This is a genomic window from Micromonospora sp. NPDC049374, from assembly GCF_040677165.1.
In the GTDB taxonomy this organism is placed as follows: Bacteria; Actinomycetota; Actinomycetes; order Mycobacteriales; family Micromonosporaceae; genus Micromonospora.
On the sequence record NZ_JBFAQH010000015.1, the window covers coordinates 50079 to 70479 of the forward strand.

General features: G+C 72.7%; 21 protein-coding genes. 1 reads left to right on the forward strand and 20 read right to left on the reverse strand.

Features of this window, described 5'->3' with window-relative positions:
* Nucleotides 1–16: 16 nt before the first annotated feature.
* Genes hisB through hisD form a run of 3 tightly spaced genes read right to left on the reverse strand, consistent with a single transcriptional unit; the run spans nucleotide 17 to nucleotide 3113 of the window.
* Entirely contained in the window at nucleotides 17–628 is a 612-nt protein-coding gene (hisB, locus tag AB0J93_RS23225) for an imidazoleglycerol-phosphate dehydratase HisB (protein ID WP_099844733.1), read from the reverse strand.
* Nucleotides 625–1746 carry a histidinol-phosphate transaminase gene (locus tag AB0J93_RS23230; RefSeq protein ID WP_363924426.1) on the reverse strand — a complete coding sequence of 374 codons (1122 nt, stop codon included), beginning with the start codon at nucleotides 1744–1746 and terminating at the stop codon, nucleotides 625–627. The genes hisB and AB0J93_RS23230 overlap by 4 nt, the downstream gene beginning before the upstream one ends.
* Nucleotides 1743–3113: a histidinol dehydrogenase gene (gene hisD / locus AB0J93_RS23235; RefSeq protein WP_363924427.1), complete on the reverse strand. Its 1371-nt coding sequence runs from the start codon at nucleotides 3111–3113 to the stop codon at nucleotides 1743–1745. The genes AB0J93_RS23230 and hisD overlap by 4 nt, the downstream gene beginning before the upstream one ends.
* 107 nt (nucleotides 3114–3220) lie before the next feature.
* Between hisD and AB0J93_RS23240 the strand changes: the two genes are divergently transcribed.
* Nucleotides 3221–3922, forward strand: a complete 702-nt coding sequence (locus AB0J93_RS23240; protein ID WP_363924428.1) for an LON peptidase substrate-binding domain-containing protein — start codon at nucleotides 3221–3223, stop codon at nucleotides 3920–3922.
* Here the strand turns inward: AB0J93_RS23240 and AB0J93_RS23245 are convergent.
* From AB0J93_RS23245 to AB0J93_RS23325, 17 genes are all read right to left on the reverse strand, one after another.
* Nucleotides 3834–4910 carry a DUF2567 domain-containing protein gene (locus AB0J93_RS23245; RefSeq protein ID WP_363924429.1) on the reverse strand — a complete coding sequence of 359 codons (1077 nt, stop codon included), beginning with the start codon at nucleotides 4908–4910 and terminating at the stop codon, nucleotides 3834–3836. The two genes, AB0J93_RS23240 and AB0J93_RS23245, sit on opposite strands and share 89 nt — an antisense overlap.
* A gap of 195 nt (nucleotides 4911–5105) precedes the next feature.
* On the reverse strand, nucleotides 5106–6557 hold the full coding sequence (locus tag AB0J93_RS23250) for an AAA family ATPase (protein ID WP_363924430.1): 1452 nt from the start codon (nucleotides 6555–6557) through the stop codon (nucleotides 5106–5108).
* A 96-nt stretch (nucleotides 6558–6653) separates the two neighbouring features.
* On the reverse strand, nucleotides 6654–7691 hold the full coding sequence (locus AB0J93_RS23255) for a hypothetical protein (RefSeq protein ID WP_363924431.1): 1038 nt from the start codon (nucleotides 7689–7691) through the stop codon (nucleotides 6654–6656).
* A 41-nt stretch (nucleotides 7692–7732) separates the two neighbouring features.
* Nucleotides 7733–8677, reverse strand: coding sequence for an RluA family pseudouridine synthase (locus AB0J93_RS23260; RefSeq protein WP_363924432.1), 945 nt, complete (start codon nucleotides 8675–8677; stop codon nucleotides 7733–7735).
* The gene (gene lspA, locus AB0J93_RS23265; RefSeq protein WP_363924433.1) at nucleotides 8674–9354 is read right to left on the reverse strand and encodes a signal peptidase II; all 681 of its coding nucleotides are present in this window, start codon (nucleotides 9352–9354) and stop codon (nucleotides 8674–8676) included. Before lspA ends, AB0J93_RS23260 begins: the two co-directional genes overlap by 4 nt.
* 67 nt (nucleotides 9355–9421) lie before the next feature.
* Nucleotides 9422–9841, reverse strand: coding sequence for a TraR/DksA C4-type zinc finger protein (locus AB0J93_RS23270; protein WP_164449180.1), 420 nt, complete (start codon nucleotides 9839–9841; stop codon nucleotides 9422–9424).
* 230 nt (nucleotides 9842–10071) lie between these two features.
* Nucleotides 10072–10377, reverse strand: coding sequence for a DUF167 domain-containing protein (locus AB0J93_RS23275; RefSeq protein ID WP_363924434.1), 306 nt, complete (start codon nucleotides 10375–10377; stop codon nucleotides 10072–10074).
* A 10-nt stretch (nucleotides 10378–10387) separates the two neighbouring features.
* Nucleotides 10388–10960, reverse strand: coding sequence for a hypothetical protein (locus AB0J93_RS23280; RefSeq protein WP_363924435.1), 573 nt, complete (start codon nucleotides 10958–10960; stop codon nucleotides 10388–10390).
* Nucleotides 10961–11034: 74 nt separating this feature from the next.
* Entirely contained in the window at nucleotides 11035–11844 is an 810-nt protein-coding gene (locus tag AB0J93_RS23285) for a DivIVA domain-containing protein (protein WP_363924436.1), read from the reverse strand.
* 44 nt (nucleotides 11845–11888) lie between these two features.
* Nucleotides 11889–12194, reverse strand: coding sequence for a YggT family protein (locus AB0J93_RS23290; protein ID WP_309223421.1), 306 nt, complete (start codon nucleotides 12192–12194; stop codon nucleotides 11889–11891).
* Nucleotides 12195–12223: 29 nt separating this feature from the next.
* Nucleotides 12224–12919: a cell division protein SepF gene (sepF, locus tag AB0J93_RS23295; RefSeq protein WP_363924437.1), complete on the reverse strand. Its 696-nt coding sequence runs from the start codon at nucleotides 12917–12919 to the stop codon at nucleotides 12224–12226.
* Nucleotides 12920–13112: 193 nt separating this feature from the next.
* Entirely contained in the window at nucleotides 13113–13862 is a 750-nt protein-coding gene (locus AB0J93_RS23300; RefSeq protein WP_363924438.1) for a YggS family pyridoxal phosphate-dependent enzyme, read from the reverse strand.
* A 9-nt stretch (nucleotides 13863–13871) separates the two neighbouring features.
* Complete coding sequence (gene ftsZ / locus AB0J93_RS23305; protein WP_363924439.1) at nucleotides 13872–14987, reverse strand: cell division protein FtsZ; 1116 nt, start codon at nucleotides 14985–14987, stop codon at nucleotides 13872–13874.
* A 240-nt stretch (nucleotides 14988–15227) separates the two neighbouring features.
* On the reverse strand, nucleotides 15228–16007 hold the full coding sequence (locus AB0J93_RS23310; RefSeq protein WP_363924553.1) for an FtsQ-type POTRA domain-containing protein: 780 nt from the start codon (nucleotides 16005–16007) through the stop codon (nucleotides 15228–15230).
* 32 nt (nucleotides 16008–16039) lie between these two features.
* Nucleotides 16040–17572 (reverse strand): UDP-N-acetylmuramate--L-alanine ligase, encoded by a 1533-nt coding sequence (gene murC, locus AB0J93_RS23315; RefSeq protein ID WP_363924554.1) that lies wholly within the window; start codon nucleotides 17570–17572, stop codon nucleotides 16040–16042.
* Nucleotides 17573–17645: 73 nt separating this feature from the next.
* On the reverse strand, nucleotides 17646–18752 hold the full coding sequence (murG, locus tag AB0J93_RS23320; RefSeq protein WP_363924440.1) for an undecaprenyldiphospho-muramoylpentapeptide beta-N-acetylglucosaminyltransferase: 1107 nt from the start codon (nucleotides 18750–18752) through the stop codon (nucleotides 17646–17648).
* On the reverse strand, nucleotides 18752–20161 hold the full coding sequence (locus tag AB0J93_RS23325) for a putative peptidoglycan glycosyltransferase FtsW (protein WP_363924555.1): 1410 nt from the start codon (nucleotides 20159–20161) through the stop codon (nucleotides 18752–18754). Before AB0J93_RS23325 ends, murG begins: the two co-directional genes overlap by 1 nt.
* Nucleotides 20162–20401 lie beyond the last annotated feature (240 nt).

Sequence of the window (20401 nt, forward strand, 5' to 3'; positions counted from 1 at the left end):
GCCGTACCCGAGCCCGTCACAACGCCCCCTTGGTGCTGGGAATCGCCCCGCCCGCCGTCGGGTCCACCGCGGTGGCCTCCCGCAGCGCCCGGGACACCGCCTTGAACTGTGCCTCGACCACGTGGTGGGCGTCCGGATGCCCGCCGGGCCGGGCCGCCCGCAACACGTCCACGTGCAGCGTGATCCGGGCCGCCTGACCGAAGGACTCCCAGATGTGCCGGGTCATGCTTGTCGGATACACCGGGCCGATGTACGGCGCCAGGGGCGGCTCGTCGTGCACCACGTACGGCCGGCCGGAGAGGTCGACGGCCGCCCGGACCAGCACCTCGTCCATCGGCACGGTGGCCGAACCGTACCGGCGGATGCCCGCCTTGTCGCCGAGCGCCTGGTCGAACGCGGCACCGAGGGCCAGCGCGGTGTCCTCCATCGTGTGGTGTGCGTCGATCTCCAGGTCGCCCACGGTGCGTACGGTCAGGTCGAAGCCACCGTGCCGGGCGATCTGGTGCAGCATGTGGTCGTAGAAACCGACCCCGGTGCTGATCTCGGCCACTCCGGTGCCGTCGAGGTCGACCTCGACCAGGACCTTGGTCTCCTTGGTGATCCGCTCCACCCGGGCGGTCCGGCTCATGATGTGCCTTTCGTCGGTCGCGGCTGCGGGGCGATGGAACCCTCGCGCTGAGTACTGTCCACGGCGGCGAGGAAGGCGTCGGTCTCGGCCCGGGTGCCGGCGGTGACCCGCAGCCAGCCGGGCAGGCCGACGTCACGCACCAGCACGCCGTGCGCCAGCAGCGCCCGCCAGGCCACCGACTGGTCGCCGCCCACCTCGTACAACACGAAATTTGCGTCGCTGTCGGCCACCCGCAGGCCACGACGGCGCAGTTCGGCGACGATGCGGTCACGCTGCTCGGCGATCTCGGCGACCGTACCGAGCAGGGCGTCGCAGTGGGCCAACGCGGCCCGCGCGGCGGCCTGGGTGAGCGCGGAGAGGTGGTACGGCAGCCGGACCAGCTGCACCGCCGCCACCACGGCCGGATCGGCGGCCAGGTAGCCCAGTCGGCCACCGGCGAACCCGAACGCCTTGCTCATCGTCCGGGTGATCACCAGCCGTGGGTGCCCAGGCAGCACCGTCAGGGCGCTGACCGTGCCCGGCCGGGCGAACTCCGCGTAGGCCTCGTCGACCACCACCATCCCCGGGGCGACGTCGAGCACCGCGCCGAGCACCGCCGGGTCGAGCGCGGTGCCGGTGGGATTGTTCGGCGAGCAGAGGAAGACCACGTCCGGCTGGTGCTCGCGGACCTGCGCGACCGCCTCGTCGGCGGTAAGCGCGAAGTCGGCCCCCCGGCGGGCCGGCACCCACCGGGTGCCCGTGCCGAGCGCCAGCAGCGGATGCATCGAGTACGCCGGGGTGAACCCGAGCGCGCTGCGTCCCGGCCCGCCGAACGCCTGGAGCAGCTGCTGCTGGATCTCGTTGGAACCGTTGGCCGCCCACACCCCGTCGGCCGTGAGCCCGTGGCCGAGGTACCCGGCCAGGTCGGCCCGCAACGCCAGCGCGTCCCGGTCGGGGTAGCGGTTGAGGTCGCGCAGTTCCGCCGCGAGGGCCTTGCCGATCGCCTCGGCCACCGCCTCCGGCAGCGGGTGGGAGTTCTCGTTGGTGTTCAACCGCACCGGCACGTCCAGCTGCGGCGCACCGTACGGCGACAGCCCCCGCAGATCGTCACGGATCGGCAGGTCGTCCAGACCGGTCATGCGGTGGCCCCGGTCTGCGACTGCGGGACCGGCTCGCTGCCCGGGTGCCCGGCGGCAGCGGGGAACCGGGCGGTGACCGCCTGGCCGTGCGCCGGCAGGTCCTCCACGTTCGCCAGGGTCACCACGTGCCCGGCGACCTCCCGCAGCGCCTCCTCGGTGTACTCCACCACGTGCACGCCGCGCAGGAACGACTGCACCGACAGCCCGGACGAGTGCCGGGCGCAACCTCCGGTGGGCAGCACGTGGTTGGAGCCGGCGCAGTAGTCGCCCAGCGACACCGGCGAGTACGCGCCCACGAAGACCGCCCCGGCGTTGCGTACCCGCATCGCCCACTGACGGGCGTCGGCGGTCTGGATCTCCAGGTGCTCCGCCCCGTACGCGTCGACCACCCGCAGCCCCGCCGCCAGGTCGTCGACAAGCACCACGCCGCTCTGCTCGCCGCCCAACGCGGTGCCGACCCGCTCGGCGTGCTTGGTGGCCGGTACCAGTCGGGCCAGCTCCCGGTCCACCGCATCGGCCAGCGTGACCGACGGGGTGACCAGCACACTGGCCGCGAGGGGGTCGTGCTCGGCCTGGCTGATCAGGTCGGCGGCGACGTGCAGCGGGTCGGCGGTGTCGTCGGCCAGGATCGCGATCTCGGTCGGGCCGGCCTCCGCGTCGATGCCGACCACCCCGCGCAGCAGCCGCTTCGCGGCGGTGACCCAGATGTTCCCCGGGCCGGTGATCATGTCGACCGGTGCGCAGTGCGCGCTGCCGGTGGCGTCTACGGCACAGCCGTACGCCAGCATCGCCACGGCCTGGGCGCCGCCGACGGCGTACACCTCGTCGACGCCGAGCAGCGCGCAGGCGGCGAGCACCCGCGGATCGGGCAGGCCGCCGTTGTCCTTCTGCGGCGGGCTGGCCACCACCAGCGACCGGACGCCGGCCGCCTGGGCGGGCACCACGTTCATCACCACGGTCGACGGGTACATCGCCAGCCCACCGGGAACGTAGAGGCCGACCCGGTCGACCGGGATCCACCGCTCCGTGACCGTGCCGCCCGGCACGACCTGGGTGGTGTGGTCGACCCGTCGCTGATCGGCGTGCACCCGCCGAGCTCGGGCGATGGACTCCAGCAGCGCCGCACGGACCTGGCCGTCCAGCGTGCCCTCCGCCGCCGCGATGGCCTCCGTCGGCACCCGCAGCACCTCGGGAGCGATCCCGTCGAACCGCTCGCTGGCCTCGCGGACCGCCGGATACCCATGCTCGCGCACCGCCGCGACGATCGGGCGGATGCGCTCGACCGCCACCGAGACGTCGAGCTGGGCGCGAGGCAGCAGGTGGCGCGGGTCACGCGCGCCACCGCGGAGGTCGATCCGGTTCAACACGCCTGCGAGTCTAGGCGGCCGTCCGCCGGGCCGACCGGCGCCGCCCGCGGTCCGGGATGGTGAGCCGGGACACGCCGCCGCCCGGCGATCGGGCTACGCTTGATCACGTGACCGCACGGCTACCGGTGTTCCCGCTCGCCACGGTGCTCTTCCCGGGGCTGGTACTGCCGCTGCACATCTTCGAGGAGCGTTACCGCGCGCTGGTCCGACACCTCGTCGCGCTGCCCGATGGCGCACCACGCGAGTTCGGGGTGGTCGCCATCCGCAGTGGCTGGGAGGTCGCCTCCGGTGTCGGTCAGGACATGTCCGGCACCGGCGAGGTCACCCTGCACGAGGTGGGCTGCACCGCCGAGCTGCGGCAGGTCACCGAGTTGGAGGACGGCGGCTTCGACATCGTCACCGTGGGGCGACGACGCTTCCGGTTGGGCGACGTCGACCGGAACTCCGCGCCGTACCTGACCGCCGAGGTGCAGTGGTTGCCCGAGCCGGACGGCCCGGACGAGACCGCCGACCTGCTGGCGGCCCGGGTGATCGCCGTCTTCCGGCAGTACCTGGGCCTGATCCAGGCCGAGGCCGGTCAGCTCACCGAGCAGCTGCCCGAGGACCCGACGGTGCTGTCCCACCTGGTCGCGGCGACCGCGGCGTTGACGGTGACCGACCGCCAGCGACTACTCGCCATCGACGGCACGGCGGCCCGACTGCGTGCCGAGCTGCACCTGCTCAACCGCGAGGCGGCGCTGCTGCGCCAGGTGCGGGCGGTTCCGGTGCCGCTGGCGGAGCTGGCGTCGCCCCCGCCGGCCCCGAACTGACCTCACCCGCAGGCTCCGCCCTGACCTCGCCCGTCGGCCCGGGACCTGCCTCGCCCGCCGCCCCTGCGGGCAGCGGCGGATGCGCGGCGAGCCAGGCCACGTCCGGCTCCGGCTCGGGCCGCAGCGACGGCCACCGCGACCAGCCGGCGAGCAGGGTGTACGTCACCGCGGCGGCGAACGCCGGCAGCAGCAGGTTGCCGTAGGGCACCGGCAACACCCCGAGGAACAGCTCGATCCCGCCGGCCCGCAGATCGGCGGGCTTGCTGAAGCGCGTGCCGTCGGGAGCGGTGTCCAGCAGCCGCTGATAGCCGGCCAGGCCGACCCGACGCCCCACCTGCCAGGCGACCAACCCGGCGGCGAGCCCGCCGGCCGCCGCGACGACCAGCCCCACCGGTCCCCGGTGGCGACGCAGCAGAAACCACACGGCGAGCGCGGTGAGTACCCCGAACGCCAGCCCGAGCAGGCTGAACCACCCGTCCGCGGCGATCGGCTGTTCCGGCTGCGCCAGGCCGTACACCGCGCCGTCGCCGCTCTTGATGACCGGCGTGGCCGGCGCGACCGCCGCCCAGAGCCAACCCAGAGGTGCCCCCAGCAGGCCCAGGACCAGCACCGTCGCCACCCCGAACGCGGCCACTCGGCCACGCCCACCCGGCCGCCCGGCGGTCGGATCGACGGCGGCCCCCGCGGCCGGGTCGCGGCTCGACTCAGTGGCCTCAGCAGCCGGCTCGGCGCCCTTGCCACCCGGCTCGGTGGCCTCGGTACCCGGCTCGGTGGCCCCAGCGGCCGGCTCGGCGACCTTGGTATCCGGCGCGGTGGCCTCAGCGGCCGCCTCGGTCGGCTCGGTGACCTTGGCACCCTGCTGGCTATCCGACACGGCGGCGTCCGTCGCCGGCTGGCTGGTCGATCTGGTCGTCGGCTCGGTCGGCGACGGTGGGAGGGCAGCCGACGGCCGTGCGGGCGGTTCGGCGGCGGGGGTGGTCGGGCTCACCCGATGATCCTCGCAGCTACCCTCGTCGGTCGTACACCGTGTCGCGTCAGCAGGTGCCGCGAGCCGTCCGACATGCGCCGATCACGCTGCGTCACCCCACCGAGGGCAATGCCGCCCGGCCGACAGTCAGTGGGCGGTCGGTTCGTGGCACGACTCCGGCCGACGTTCCGCACCGGCCGGTAGCCCGGATGCCGGTCAGCGGCCGAACGGCTCCAGCATCGCTGCGGCCGCCCGCAGCCAGGCCTGCCGGGTCTCGCCCTGGAGCTGGTGGTACTCGATCGACGAGCCGGTCTCCAGCGCCGGGTCGTACGGCACCACGGTCACCGCGCGGGTCCGGGTGGCGAAGTGCTTCTCCAGGTCGCCCTGCAACGGCAACCGGCCCGGGGTGGGGCAGGAGATCAGCGTGACGGCGTTGTCGGCCAGCTCACCCATCCCCTCCTCGTGCAGCAGGTCGAGCATCCAGTCCGCGCTGAACGCGGCGTCCTCGCGGGGCACCGTGGTGACCACCAACTGGTCGGCGGCCTGCATGACGGTGCGCCAGTTCGGGCTCTCCACGTTGTTGCCGGTGTCCACACAGATCACGTCGTGGGTGCGGCGCAGCAGCTCCAGCACCCGCTTGACGGTGAACTGGTCCAGTCGTTGGGCGAACCGGGGGCTCTCCTCGCCGGCGAGCACGTCGTACGACCCGTCGGAGGCGTGCCGCAGGTAGTCGTCCAGGATCTCCAACAGCTCGGCGCCCTCCCGGATCTCGATCTGGACGAGATCGGCGACCAGGTGCCGGATGGTGCGGGCATGCCGGGCGCTGCCGGCGCGCAGCCCGAGGGTGCCGCGTAGCTCGTTGTCGTCCCAGGCCAGCACGCCACGGCCGCGTACGCTGCCGACGGTCGCCGCGGCCAGTACGGTGGCCGTGGTCTTGTGCACCCCGCCCTTCGGGTTGGCGAAGGCGATCACCCGGGGGGTGCCCAGGTCGCGCCGGAGTACGGCGGCGGCCCGTTCGAGGTCGCTGCCAGCGCTCTGCGCACGCCACTCGATGCGGCCGGGGCGGCCGGTCACCGTGGCCGGTGGCAGCACACCCGGTGGCGGGGCGGGCGGTGCCACCGCCGGCAACGGCGCCGCCGCCGGTACCGGACCCGGTGGCGCCACGGCAGGCGGCGCCACCGCCGCCGAGGGCGGCTGGTATCCGCCGTTGTCCAGCAGGGCGTACCGGGACTCCACCGGCGGCGCGGCGTGCCGGTAGCCGTTGTCCAGCAGGGTGTACCGGGACTCCACCGGCTCCGGTCGGCGCGGCTCGGGCACCGCCGGGTACGGCGGCTGCGCCGGCTCTCCCCGGTACGGCTGGGCCGGGTGCGCCGGGTCGACCCGGTAGGCGGGTTCGGCGCGGTAGGCAGGTTCGGCGCGGTAGGCCGGCTCCTCGCCGTACGACCGGTCCGCCGGCTGCCCGACGGCCGGCACCCGCCCCGCGTAGCCGGTGCCGGGCCCCCGCCGCGGCAACGGCTCAGGCGACGGTGCCGGCGGTGGCTCCTCGGCCCGCCGCTCGGTGGCGGCCGGCTCTGCGCTGCGTCCGCCGAGGCGGGCTCGGTCGAGCAGCGCCCGCCACCGCGGTGCCGGTTCGGCGGGCCGTCCCCAACCGGTCTCGCTGCCCTCCACGGATCGCCTCCCCAGCGCTTCGGTCTCCGTCTGACAGGCTACGAACGAAACCCTTCTAGGGCCACACCGGGCGACACCCGGGTGTGTCGACAACCGTCAAGATGTGGGCTCTGGATCATCCTCGTCGACGGTGTCTGCCGAGGTGGACGGCGTCCAGGTCGAAGCCGAAGGTGCGGGCGAAGGCACCGACGGAGACGGTGACGGATCCGTCACCTCCGGCGGTGTCAGCGAACGGTCCGCCACGGTCGGCTCCGGTGCGGGCGGGCTGTCGGTGACGGGCGCGGTGGCACTGGCGGTGGCGGTGGCACTCGCTGTCGGTTCCGGTGTGGCCGTCCGGTCGACCGGCGGCCGGACGACATCCCGCTGCTCGGGCAGCGGCGGGGTGAAGACGGTCCGCTCCAACCGCCGGACCTCCGGAGCGGGATCCACCACCCGCACCCCGGACCGGGCCGCGACGCCGCGTAGCTTCGCCGGTTCGGCGCGTACCACCAGGGCGTAGAGGCAGGCGCACTCGGCCCGGAACGCGGCCGCCTCCGCCGCCGCGACCTGGGCGCCGCTGAGGTACAGGCCGCGCAGTTCGCGTTCCTCCGGTCCACCACCGCCCAGCGCGGTGGCCCGGGCCCGGTAGTCGGCGGCCTCCCGCTCCTTGCGCTCGGCGAGCTTGATCATTCCGGCCGTCACGTCCTCCGGCACCCGCTGGGTCGGAATACGGACGATCTCGGTCTGCCGCTCCGGCAGCGGCACCCGTCCGAACACCACCGCGACCCCCACGTCACCGACCACCGCGGCGAGCCGGGCCGGGGTGAGGTACTCGGTGAGCGAGACCAGGGCGTACGTGCCGTCGCCGAGCGAGCCGGCCAACGCGGCCAGGTCGGCCGCGGCGGTCGCCTCGTAACGGGGGATGGAGTCGCCGTCGACCACGCCCACCCGGGTCACCTCGCCGACCGTGCGGTCCTGCACGGGCGGGCCACCGGTGGCGAGGACGGCCGTGGCCAGCACCGTGGTGCACGACAGCATCGCCACCCACCCGAGCAGCGGCGTGCGGCTCGGGCCGTGGCCCAGCCGAGTCACCGTGGCCGCGAGGCGAGGCAGCAGTCGCTGGTCCAACTTCCGCAGCAGATCGCCGGCGCGCACGGGCGGTCCCCTCGTCGGTCGGTCGGAACGGGTGGGACGCGTCAGTCGCGGAGGATGTCCAACGCGCGTCCCAGATCGTCAGGGTAGTCGCTGACGAAGCGGACCTCGTCCCCCGTACGGGGGTGCTCGAAGCTCAACTCTCTGGCGTGCAACCACTGCCGGTCCAGTCCGAGCCGGGCGGCGAGTGTCGGATCGGCTCCGTACGTGAGGTCACCGACGCACGGATGCCGCAGCGTCGAGAAGTGCACCCGGATCTGGTGCGTACGGCCGGTTTCCAGCCGAACGTCGACCAGGCTCGCGGACGGAAACGCCTCGATGGTGTCGTAGTGGGTGATGCTCGGTTTACCGTCGGAGACCACCGCCCAGCGGTAGTCGTGGTGCGGATGCCTGTCGATCGGGGCGTCGATGGTGCCCCGCAACGGGTCCAGGTGCCCCTGCACCACCGCGTGGTAGCGCTTCTCCACCTCCCGATACTTGAAGGCCCGCTTCAGGACGCTGTACGCCTGCTCGCTCTTGGCCACCACCATGACGCCGGTGGTGCCGACGTCGAGGCGGTGCACGACGCCCTGACGCTCGGCGGCGCCGCTGGTGGCGATCGTGTGCCCGATCGCGGCAAGCCCGCCGATCACGGTCGGTCCGGTCCAGCCGGGACTGGGATGCGCCGCCACGCCGACCGGTTTGTCCACCACCACGATGTCGTCGTCGGCGTACACCACGCGCAGGCCGGGCACCGCCTGGGGCACCACCACCGGCGCCGTGGCCGGCGCGGGCAGCGTCACCTCCAGCCAGGAACCCGCCCGCACCTTGTGCGAGTTGGCACGTACCGCACCGTCAACAAGTACCTCACCGGCGTCGACGAGCGCGGCGGCGGCGGTACGGGACAGGCCGAACAGCCTGGCGACGGCCTGGTCCAGCCGCATTCCGTCGAGTCCGTCGGGTACCGGCAGGCTCCGCTGGTCGCCGCCGGCGGCGAAGATGGCCGTCACGCCAGATCCCGCCGTCCGCCGTCGGTGTCGCCCAGGTCGCCTGCCCCGGCGGGCTGTCGGTCTGCCGTGCCGTCCGGGGCCGGTGTGTCCTCCCGGCCGGTGTCACCCCGCCGGTCGTCGGGCAGCGCCCGGGTGCCGTCGCGCTGGCGTCCGGTGAACTCCAGCCCGACGGCGAGCAGCACACCGCAGACCAGCGCGCTGTCGGCGACATTGAAGATCGGGAAGACCCGACCGTACGGGTCGAAGACGCTGAACATGTCGACCACGTGCCCGACGAACCAGCCCGGTGCCCGGAAGATCCGATCGATCAGATTGCCGACAACGCCACCGACCACCAGGCCCAGCGCGATCGCCCACGGCACCGAGCGCAACGTCCGCGCCATCCAGGCGATCCAGCCCAGCACCCCGATCGCGATGATCGGGAAAATGAATGTGTAGTCCTTGCCCAGACTCCACGCGGCCCCGCTGTTGCGGGTCAGCGACAGGTAGAGAGCCCCACCCAGCAGTCGCACCGGCTCGCGGTCGCCGAGTTCCTGGAGGGACAGGTGCTTGGTCAACAGGTCGACGGCCAGCGCGAACACCGCGAGCGAGAGGAGGATCGTGACGGATCGGCGCCGCGATCTCGTGGCGGTGCCCGACCCGGTGGTGCCGGATCCAGCGGGCGGTGCTGCGCTCATCTGCTCCCCATCGACTATCGCGGCGGTACGGTCGCACCGCTGCGCATGGACGCCGGGGAGCGTGCCGTCAGCGCCGCTCCTCCAGCTGCTTGCAGGTCACGCAGAGGGTGGCCGACGGGAACGCGGCCAGCCGCTCCACCGGGATGGGGTTGCCGCATCGCTCGCACCAGCCGTAGCCACCCTCATCGAGGCGCTCCAGAGCGCGCTCGACCTGCGTGATCCGTTCCAGGATGCTGTTGGCGAGGGAGATCTCCTGCTCCCGCTCGAACGTCTTGGTGCCGGTGTCGGCCTGGTCGTCCCCGGCCGAGTCGGTGAGGCGGTCGCGCTGCAGCTCGGTGATCTCGCTCAGCGTCTGATCGTACTCGGCTCGCAGTTCCTCGTGCCGGGCCGCCAACGCGGCCCGGATCTTCTCGGTCTCCGCGGCGCTGCGGGTGGACTTCGCCGCAGGCTTGCGGCCTGCGGTCCTGGTGTCGGCTGGCTTGGCCATCGTCGCTCCCTCGGCCACGGAGCCGCGGTGAGCCCGCGACGCCTCGACAGGGGCCGCCGCATCGGCCGCCCCAGGTACAAAACGGGCGCGCGGCCACGGGGCCGCGCACTCCGGAGGTTGGCAAGGATACGGAACGTAAAGGCGTCCGACAACGTGCCGCACCGCAACGCCCGTTCCACCCCGGTTACTGCCATTTCAGGGCAAAGGGAACGCTAGCAGATGACCGCCACTCAGCCGGCCGGTTCCACGCCGTCCCGCAACCGGCTCAACCGGCCGGCCAGATCCGGCCCAGACGGGGTGACCAGGAAAAGCTTGTCTCTGCTCGCCGCGCCGGTGCGCAGCGACACGGTGGCCGGCCGAACGCCGAGCGCGGCGGCCAGCGCGCGACGGGCAGCCTCGGTGGCCCGACCGTCGGCCGCCGGAGGGTGCACCGCGATGACGAGAGCGGGCCCGTGCGGACCGTCGAACCGGCCACCCACGCGGGCCCGGGAGGCACCCGGTTTCACCCGTACGGCGACGATGAGCGCGTCGTCCATCGGGGCCAAGTCAGCGGCGCTCGGTTTCCGCCAGCAACACCGTGTCCGGCGTGCAGTGGGCACAGGGGGTGAAGCCGAGTTCGACCGCCTCGGCGACGGGCAGCGGTTCGTGCTCCCGGCCGACCAGGTGCGGGCACTCGTCGAGGTGGTACCGCGGCCGACCGTCGACGACCCGCACCTCGTCCGCGAGGCGGGCCACCCGGGCGGCCTGCTCCGCCGTGGTCTCCTCGGTCGCCGGCTCGTCGTCGTACCCGTCGGCGACGCCCGACCGCTCGCGCGGCCCGGTCACCGGCGAGCCGGGTGGTTGCCGCCACCCGGCATCGCCGGTGTCCACGGTTGCCGAGGTCTGCTGGGTCGGAATGCCCGACCCACGCCCGTCGCCGCCGCGACCGCCGTGGCCAGCCGGAGCACCGTTGGGAGCCGAGGCCCGGCCAGCCGCCTGGCGGGCGCCCGCCACCAGTGCCACGGCGGCCAGCAGGCTGGCCCCGATCGAGACGACCAGCAGTGGGCTGGAGCCACCGGCCAGGCCGAAGACCAGCAGCACCACAGCGACGAGAATGAGCGCGAGACTGATGACTATCATGGCTCACCCTCGCCGTGTCGTACCGATGAGGCAGGGCGGGTGATCGCCGCGCTGGCGGCAGTCACCGACCCGGTTCAGCGACCGGCCTCAAGCGCGCCGGAGCGGCCCCCGCCGTAGGACCCGGCGAGACCCGCAGCGGCGAGCCCGTTGCCGGCGGCCCGGGCGCCCTCGCCGCGGGTCATCTCGGCCTCCAGGCCCTGACCACGGCCGTCGAGGTCACGCAGCTGGCTCTCCAGGTACGCCTTGAGCCGGGTGCGGTACTCCCGCTCGAACTGCTTGAGCTCCTCGATGTGCTTCTGCAACGCGGTGCGCTTGGCGTCCAGGCCGCCCATGGCCTCCTGGTGCCGCTGCCGGGCGTCGCGCTCCAGCGCGTCAGCCTTGGCGCGGGCCTCGCGGGTGACCTCCTCGGCCTTGGAACGGGCCTCGGAGAGCAGCTGGTCGGCCTCGCGGCGAGCGTCGGAGACGTGGTCGTCGGCGGTGCGCTGGGCCATCATGAGCACGCGCAGCGCCTGCTGCTCGCCGTCCGGGCCGGCCACGGCGCCACCGACACCGACACCGACGGAGCGGACCTGCTCCAGCTCGGCCTGCATGGCGCGGGCGGCCTGCTCGGCGGCGGCCTTGTCGCGCTGCACCCGGTCGAGCTGGGCCTTGACGTCGTTCAGCTCGGCCGCCAGGCGGGCGTCGCCGCCGGGGCCGGCCGGGGCACCGCCCCGCCCACCGCGCTCCACCTGGGCGCGCAGTTCGTTGTTCTCCTCGATCAGACGGGCGAGTTCGCGCTCGACCTCGTCCAGGAAGGCGTCGACCTCCTCCTCGTCGTAGCCCCGCTTGCCGATCGGCGGCTTCTTGAAGGCGACGTTATGGACGTCGGCCGGGGTCAGCGGCATCGAAACTCCTCGGGTCAGTTGCGGCCGCGATAGCGCGTCGGTCATCAGGCGGTCCTGATGATCGCCGGCTCTAACACAAACCTCATCAGCACGAACAGGATAACCAGGAGCACAAGGGAGGCCAGGTCGATGCTCACGGTACCAATTCGCAGCGGAGGGATCACACGCCTCAACGCCCGGAGCGGGGGATCAGTGACGCTCCACACGGATTCCAGTCCGGCTGACGCTCCCCGACCAGGCTGCCAGCGTCGGCCGTACTGCAACACCGCGCTGAGTACGAAACGGGCCAAAAGAACGATCAGGAAGATGTACGTGGTCAGGTAGAGAACCTGTAACAAGATCGACAACACGGCAGGCGACGTCCCTCGGGTCGGGCGGGTCAACTCAGGCTGAAGAACCCGCCCTCAGCGATCTTGGCCTTGTCCTCCGCGGTGACCTGGACATTGGCCGGTGAGAGCAGGAACACCCGGTTGGTCACGCGCTCGATCGTACCGCGCAGCCCGAAGGCCAGCCCGGCGGCGAAGTCCACCAGACGGCGGGCATCCGCCTCGTCCATCTCGGTGAGGTTGATGATCACCGGCACCCCGTCGCGGAAGTGCTCGCCGATCGTGCGCGCCTCGCGGTAGGTGGTCGGGTGCAGCGTGGTGATCTGGTAACGCTGCTCCTCCTCCGGCACCAGCGCACGCTCACGCTGCTGCACCTGCGGTGCCAGGGCGAGATTGTCCCGGGTGTGGTACGTCAGCGCGCCGGACGGCTCGCCGGTGGACCGGGTGATCGACCGGACACTGGCCCGCTCGGACCGCTCGGACCGCTCCGGACGCTCGGACTCCAGCCGCTCGGCCTCGCCCAACCGGCCCGACCGCTCGCTCAGACGCCCACGGTCACCCAGCCGTGGCCGGGGCGCCGGCGGCTCCTCCGGCTCCTCCTCCTCGTCGGCGAACTCCTCGGCGTACCGGCTCTGCCGGTAGCGCGACTCCCGGTAGCCACCCTTGTCGTAGCCACCGTCGTCGTAGGCCCGCTCGTCGTCCTCTTCGACCAGTCCGAGCCAGACCCCCGCCTTGCGCAGTGCACCCATCCCCGCGCCCTTCCCGTCCGCCGTGCGGCACACGCCCCCGCCGTGTCGCCTGTCGCGAGTGGACCATTCCTGCCCACCGGACAGGAACGGCAATCCCCCGACGCGCAATTCGCGTTGCACGTCACGCCCCCCGTCGCCGGGAAGGCCGTTCCCACAAACAACACTGATGTAATTTGCTTCCCTCGCGGCCAGGCTACCGCAGCGTGGGACGCATTCCGAGCAACGCGCTGCCGACGCGGACATGTGTCGCGCCGTAACCGATCGCCGCCTCCAGGTCGCCACTCATGCCGGCGGACAGCTCCGTGGCCTGCGGATGGTCCGCCCGCACCAGCGCCGCGACGGTTGCCAGCCGGGCGAAGGCACGCTCCGGCTCCCAGCCCAGCGGCGCCACCGCCATCAGGCCGGCCAGCCGCAGCCCACCGGCGGCGGCGACCGCCTCGGTGACCGCGCCGAGGCCGACGTCCGGATCGGCCGAGTCCGGCACCGCACCGCCCCGCGCCGTATCACCGTCGACGCTGACCTGCACCAGCACGTCCAACGGCCGGTCCCGGCCGATGGCGGTGACGCCGGCGTCCAACGCGGACGCCAAACGGACGCTGTCGACGGACTGCACCACGTCCGCGTACCGCAGCACCGACTTGACCTTGTTGCGCTGCAACCGGCCGACGAAATGCCAGCGCGGGATGACTCCGGCGGCGGCGACCTGCGCCGCCTTGGTCGCCGCCTCCTGGTCGCGGTTCTCCCCCACGTCGGTCACGCCGAGGCCGACCAACGTCACCACATCGGACGCCGGGTAGGTCTTGGTCACCGCGATCATTGTCACTTCCGCCCGGTTCCGGCCCGCGGCGGCGCAGGCGTCGGCGATGCGGGAGCGTACGCGGGCGAGCGCGGCGGCAATCTCCGCGCGCCGGTCGGCTCTCGCCGGGGCTTGGCTGTCGGTCATCGGCGGTGTTCAGGACCCGTTCTTCAGGAAGTCGGGCACGTCCACGTCGTCGAAGAGCACCCGGCGTGGCGACTGCGGCGTGGCCGGGGCAGCCGGCGACGGCAGGATCGGCGTGCTCGGCTGTGCCGGCTGGTTCTGGTTGGTCTTGCGGGCCGGCTCGGCCGCCTTGTACGCCGGTGTGCCGCCGTCGAAGCCCGCCGCGATCACGGTGACCCGCACCTCGTCACCGAGCGCGTCGTCGATGACCGCACCGAAGATGATGTTCGCGTCCGGGTGGGCCGCGTCGGTGACCAGCTGGGCCGCGTCGTTGATCTCGAACAGGCCGAGATCGGAACCACCGGCGATGGAGAGCAGCACGCCACGGGCACCGTCCATGCTCTGCTCCAGCAACGGGCTGGAGATGGCGGCCTCGGCGGCCTCGACCGCGCGGTTCTCACCCCGGGCGCTACCGATGCCCATCAGCGCGCTGCCCGCGCCGCTCATCACGCTCTTGACGTCCGCGAAGTCGAGGTTGATCAGACCCGGCGTGGTGATCAGGTCGGTGATGCCCTGCACACCGGAGAGCAGCACCTGGTCGGCCGTCCGGAACGCGTCCATCATGCTGATGTTGCGATCACCGAGAGCCAGCAGCCGGTCGTTGGGAATGACGATCAGGGTGTCGCACTGGTTGCGCAGCTCGTCGATGCCGGCCTCGGCCTGCACCTGGCGGCGCTTACCCTCGAAGGAGAACGGACGGGTGACCACACCGATGGTCAGCGCGCCAAGCTTCCGGGCGATGTTCGCCACCACGGGCGCGCCGCCGGTGCCGGTACCACCACCCTCACCGCAGGTCACGAAGACCATGTCGGCCCCCTTGAGGACCTCCTCGATCTCGTCGCGATGGTCCTCGGCGGCATTCTTGCCGACGTCCGGGTTGGCGCCGGCGCCCAGCCCCCGGGTCAGTTCGCGGCCGACGTCGAGCTTGACGTCGGCGTCGCTCATCAGCAGCGCCTGCGCGTCCGTGTTGATCGCGATGAACTCGACGCCCTTGAGCCCAACCTCGATCATCCGGTTGACGGCGTTGACGCCGCCACCCCCGATGCCGACGACCTTGATGACCGCCAGGTAGTTGTGCGGAGGTGTCATCTCCGGTCCTTTCCTTCGAGATCGGCTACTCCCCGACCGGCTACGGCCTGGCCGGACCGACGGTCGACGCAGTTACCACCACCGAGGTCGAGAGGTAAACCCTGACCCTCTACTAGAGGGTTAGAGTTATGTCAACCACTGATCCTCTTCGGGGCAACGTAAGCGCAGCCGAGCGATGAGCCAAGGACCGCTCCGGCGTGTCGCCGGTGTAGCGAGACGGCTCACCCACTGACCGGCCGCTCACCGGAAGGTGACCACGTCCGGCGCGCTCACGTCGATCCGGGCCGCGTCCTGGTCAAGCAGCGCGGTGGCCACCCGCGCCTTGTCCGCGCCACGGGTCGCGTCGCCCCAGAACACCGTACGGTCGTCCTGCAACCTCAGGCTGATCCGGGCCAACCCCTCGACGCTGATCTCGACCAGCTGGTCGAGCAGCTCCGGGGTGAGCACACCGAGCACCTCCAGACCCGCCCGGGTGTCCGGATCGTCCGGACCGGGCGTGGCCAGCCGCACCAACGGCAGGCCGCCCGGGCGCTGCGGCACCGTCCGGAAAACCACACCGGCGGCGTCGAGCACCGCGAACTGCTCCCCGCGCGGCACCACCGCCGCCCCCGTGCGCTCGGTCAGCCGTACCACCAACGCGTCCGGCCAGTCCCGGGTGACGGTGACCCGCTCCACCGGCGGCAGGGCACCGATCCGGCCGGCCAGCGCGGCCAGGTCCACCCGGGCCAGCGGGGCACCGTCCGGCACGTCCGCTGCGTCCCGCACCTGCACCGCCGTCACAAGTTCGGCACCCTCCACCCGCACCTCGCGTACCCCGAACAGGCCGGTGCCCAGCAACGTCCACGCCACCAGCCCGGCCACCGCGACCACGCCACCGGCCACCGCCCAGGGCAACGCCGCACGCATCCGACGGCGCCGGGCCCGGGCCATGAACCTCCGGGTGGAGGCGGGTACCGCATCGCTGCCGGCGCGTACCAGCTGCCACCGGCGGACCGGGCGACGCCCCGCACCGCCGTCCACACCGGTGCCGCGACCGCGGGCCGGACCGGGGCTCATTCGGCGACGGGCGCCGCGCCGTCCACGCCGACGGCTCCGGGCACACTGCCCCCGATGCTCGTCGACCCGCCGGCCGAGCCACCGGCGACGGTGCCGGTCAGCGCCGACGCACCGGCGGTACGCGCCGCCAACGCGGCCAGCAGCTCGTCACCCATCAGCGAGATCGGCGGGGCACCCATCGTCACCACCACGTCGCCCGGCCGGGCCCGGCGGGCCACCTCGGTCGGCGCCGCCTCCCACGTGTCGACGAAGACCTTCCGCTCCGCCGGCAGGGACACCGCCTCGACCAGGGCGGTCGATCCCTCGCCGGGGGCACGTTCCTCGCCCGGCCCGAAGACCTCCAGCAGCACCAGCTCGTCGGCGATCGCCAGCGCCTCGGCGATCTCCGCCTGCAACTCCCGGGTGCGGTAGAGCCGGTAGGGCTGGAAGACCACGATCAGCCGGCCCTCCCCGGCCACCTCGCGCAACGTCCGCAGGGCCAACGTCATCGACGTCGGGTGGTAGGCGTACTCGTCGTAGACCAGCACCCCGTCGACGTCGCCCTTGCGCTCGAAGCGTCGGCGCACCCCCGGGAAGGCCGCGAGCGCGGCCTCCGCCGCCGGCAGTGGCAGCTCCAGCAGGTACGCGGCCAGCACCGCCGAGGCACTGTTGAGCCCCATGTGCCGGCCCGGCACCGGCAGCCGGAACTCGCCAAGCGAACGACCGTCGATGTGGGCGAGGTAGCGCACCCCCCGCGCCGAGGAGGCCATGTCGGTCAGCCGCAGGTCGGCGTCCTCGGCCTCCCCGTACGTGTACACCCGACGCCCCTCGGCGCGCAGGGTCGCCGCCAGCCGCCGGCCACCCGCATCGTCGGCGCAGGTGATGACGAAACCCTTCGGGTCGGTGAGCCGGGCGAACTCGGCGAAGGTGGCCTCCAGATTGGCCAGGTCGCCGTAGGTGTTCAGGTGATCCGCCTCGACATTCGTGACGATCGAGACGTACGGACGGTAGATGAGGAAGGAGCGGTCGCTCTCGTCGGCCTCGACCACGAAGTACTCGCCGGTGCCGTGGTGCGCCCCCGAACCGACCTCGGAGATCTCCCCACCGATCACGAAGGACGGGTCGGCTCCGGCCTGTTGCAGCACCATGGTCACCATCGAGGTGGTGGTGGTCTTGCCGTGGGTTCCGGCGACGGCCACGGTACGGCGACCGGTCATCGCGGCCGCGAGGGCCTCGGAGCGGTGCAGCACCCGCAGCCCGCGGCGGCGCGCCTCGACCATCTCCAAATGGTCGGCGGGAATCGCCGAGGAGTACACGACCGTGTCGACCCCGTCGAGGTTGGCCGTCTCGTGGGTCATGTGGATCGTCCCCCCGAGCGCCCGCAGGCCGGCCAGCGACGGCCACTCGCGCAGTTCGCTGCCGGAGACCGGCAGGCCCCGGGTCAGGAAGAGCCGGGCCAGCCCGCTCATGCCGACGCCACCCACGCCGATCAGGTGAATGTGGCCGAGATCCTCGGCGGTCAGCGTCCCCGCCGGGCTGAACGTGGTCATCTCACTCCTCGCGCTCACCGGGCCACCTTCGTTCGCGACTGCGGGGCTCGCAGACCCGGCTCACTCCTCGCGCTCACCGGGCCACCGCCTCGTAGACGAAGTTGAGCAGCGCCTCGTCGCCGTCGCGCCGCCCGTAGGCCGCCGCGGCGGTACCCATCGCGTGCAGCCGCTGCGGGTCGCGGATCAGCGGGATCACCGTACGTTCGAGCCAGTCCGGAGTCACCTCGGCGTCGTCGACGAGCAGGCCGCCACCGGCCTCGACCACCGGCAGCGCGTTGCGCTTCTGCTCCTGGTTGCTGTGCGGGTAGGGCACGTAGATGGTCGGCAGCCCGATCGCGGCGACCTCGGCGCAGGTCATCGCCCCGCCCCGGCCGAGCATCAGGTCCGCCGCCGCGTACCCGGCGTCCATGTCGGACAGGTACGGCAACGTCACGTACGGCACCGGCAGGTCGGTCGGGACCGACACCGGCTCGTTGCGGGCGCCGATCACGTGCAGCACCTGGACGCCGTTGCGGGCCAGTTCCTTGGCCGCCCCGGAAACCGCGAGGTTGATCGACCGAGCGCCCTGGGAGCCACCGGCGACGAAGAGCACCGGCAGGTCCGGGCGGAGCCCGAAGTGGGCGCGCGCGGCGTTACGCATCGCCGCCCGGTCCAGCCCGGCGATGCTGCGGCGCAGCGGCACGCCGACCACCCGGGCGTCGCGCAGCGACTCCGCCTGCGCCGGCTGGTGCGGGAAGCCGACCGCGACATGCTTGGTGAACTTCATACCCAACCGGTTGGCAACCCCCGGGGGCACGTTCACCTCGTGGATCACGATGGGCAGTTCCCGCCGCCAGGCGGCCAGGTAGGCCGGCACCGAGACGTACCCGCCGAAGCCGACCACCACGTCGGCGCGTACCTCGTCGATGACCTTGCCCGCCGCGCGGGCCGCGGTCCACATCCGGCCCGGGGTACGGACCAGGTTCATGTTTATCGACCGGGGCAACTGGTAGGCGGGAATGTTCCGCAGGTCGTACCCGGCCGGCGGAATCAGCTCGTTCTCCAGGCCCTTCGGTGTGCCGAGGCAGGTGATCCGGACGCCGGGGTCGTGCCGGCGCAGGCAGTCGGCGAAGGCGAGCAACGGGTAGATGTGCCCCCCGGTGCCACCTCCTGCGAGCACCACCGAACGCAGCGGACCCATCAACGTCTCCTCTCGCTCGCCGTCCCGCCGCGACCCCGGGCAGCCCGGGTGCCACGCGGTGTGGCCTGGTCGTCCGTGCGCCGCTTACGTGCCTGAGGCACGGGACCCCGGGCGGTCGACGGCGGCGCCGAGCGGCGCCGCCGGCCGGGAAGCGGCGGCAACGGTGCCCACACTAGTCGGACCCACCGGGCCGGCGGACGGGCATGCAGGGCCCGGGCCGCATCGGGTTCGGCACGGGCGAACGAGGCCAGCATGCCGACCGCCGCGAGGGTGACCACCAGGGCGCTGCCGCCGTCGGAGATGAAGGGCAGCGGTACGCCGGTCAGCGGCAGCAGCCCGATCACCCCGCCGATGTTGATGAACGCCTGCCCGACCAGCCAGGCGGTGGCGCCGGCGGCGGCCAGCCGGCGGAACGGGTCGTCGACCCGGCGGGCGATGCGCAGGCCGGTGTAGCCGAGCACGGCGAAGAGGGTGACGATCACGGCACAGCCGACCACCCCCAGTTCCTCGGCGATCACCGCGAAGATGAAGTCGTTCTCGGCTGCCGGCAGCCAGGCCCATTTGGTCCGCCCCTGGCCCAGCCCGGTGCCGAACCAGCCGCCGTTGGCGATGGCGTAGCGGGCCTGGACCATCTGGTAGCAGAGTTCTTCCTTGCAGGCGTCCAACGGCGGCGGGCTGAAGAACATGGTGAGCCGGGCCAGGCGGTAGTTATCCTCACCCCGTACGCCGGAACCGGCGCCGAGGGAGGCCACCGCGACCAGCAGGCCGATGCCGAGCAGCCCGATCGTGCTGAGCGCGGCGAAGACCCGCAGCCGCACCCCGGCCGCCCAGAGCAACCCCACCACCAGGGCCAGCAGGCAGAGCATGCTGCCCAGGTCGTTGTAGCCGACCAAAACGAAGAGCAGCCCCACCACCGGGAACAACGGCGTGGCCAACTCCCGCCACCAGCCCAGCGCCGCGCCCTTGCGGGCGAGCACGTGCGCACCCCACAGCACCAGCGCGAACTTCGCCAGCTCCGAGGGTTGCAGGCTGATCTCGCCGACGTACAGCCAGAGCAGCTCGGCCTCCAGCGGGCCGATCTTCGGGTCGCCGTCGGTCAGCCGCCCGTACGCCACCAGCAGGTTCAGCACGATCAGCAGGCCCACCGCGACCGCCAGGGTCGGCCGGCCCAGAGCCCGGTAGGTGCTGGCCGGCAGGCGCTGGCAGGCCCAGAACGCCACGATGCCGATCACCGCGAAGATCGCCTGCTTGGTCAGCGACGCCGAGGCGTTGCCGCCCTGGGCGTAGTCCCGCACGCTGGTGGCCGAGAAGACCATGGTCAGCCCGATCAGCAGCAGCAGCCCGGCGCTGGCCAGCAGCAGGTGGTAGGAGGCCAGCGGCCGGGACAGCAGGCCCCGCAGCGCGGCCAGCGACCCCACCGCATCCAGCCCTCGCCACGCGCCACCGTCCGACGCGACGCCGACGGCACCCGCCCCGGCCGAGCGGGTAGCACCGCTGCCCGTACCTGACCCGGGTGGTCGCGGCGGGTCCTCGGTTCGCACCGCACCGCCAGCCGCACCCACCGCTCCGGCACCCTTCACCGAACTGGCAGCTTTCGCCGAACTGGCAGCCTTCGCCGCCTCGCCACCGGACCGTCGCCTGCTCGGCTC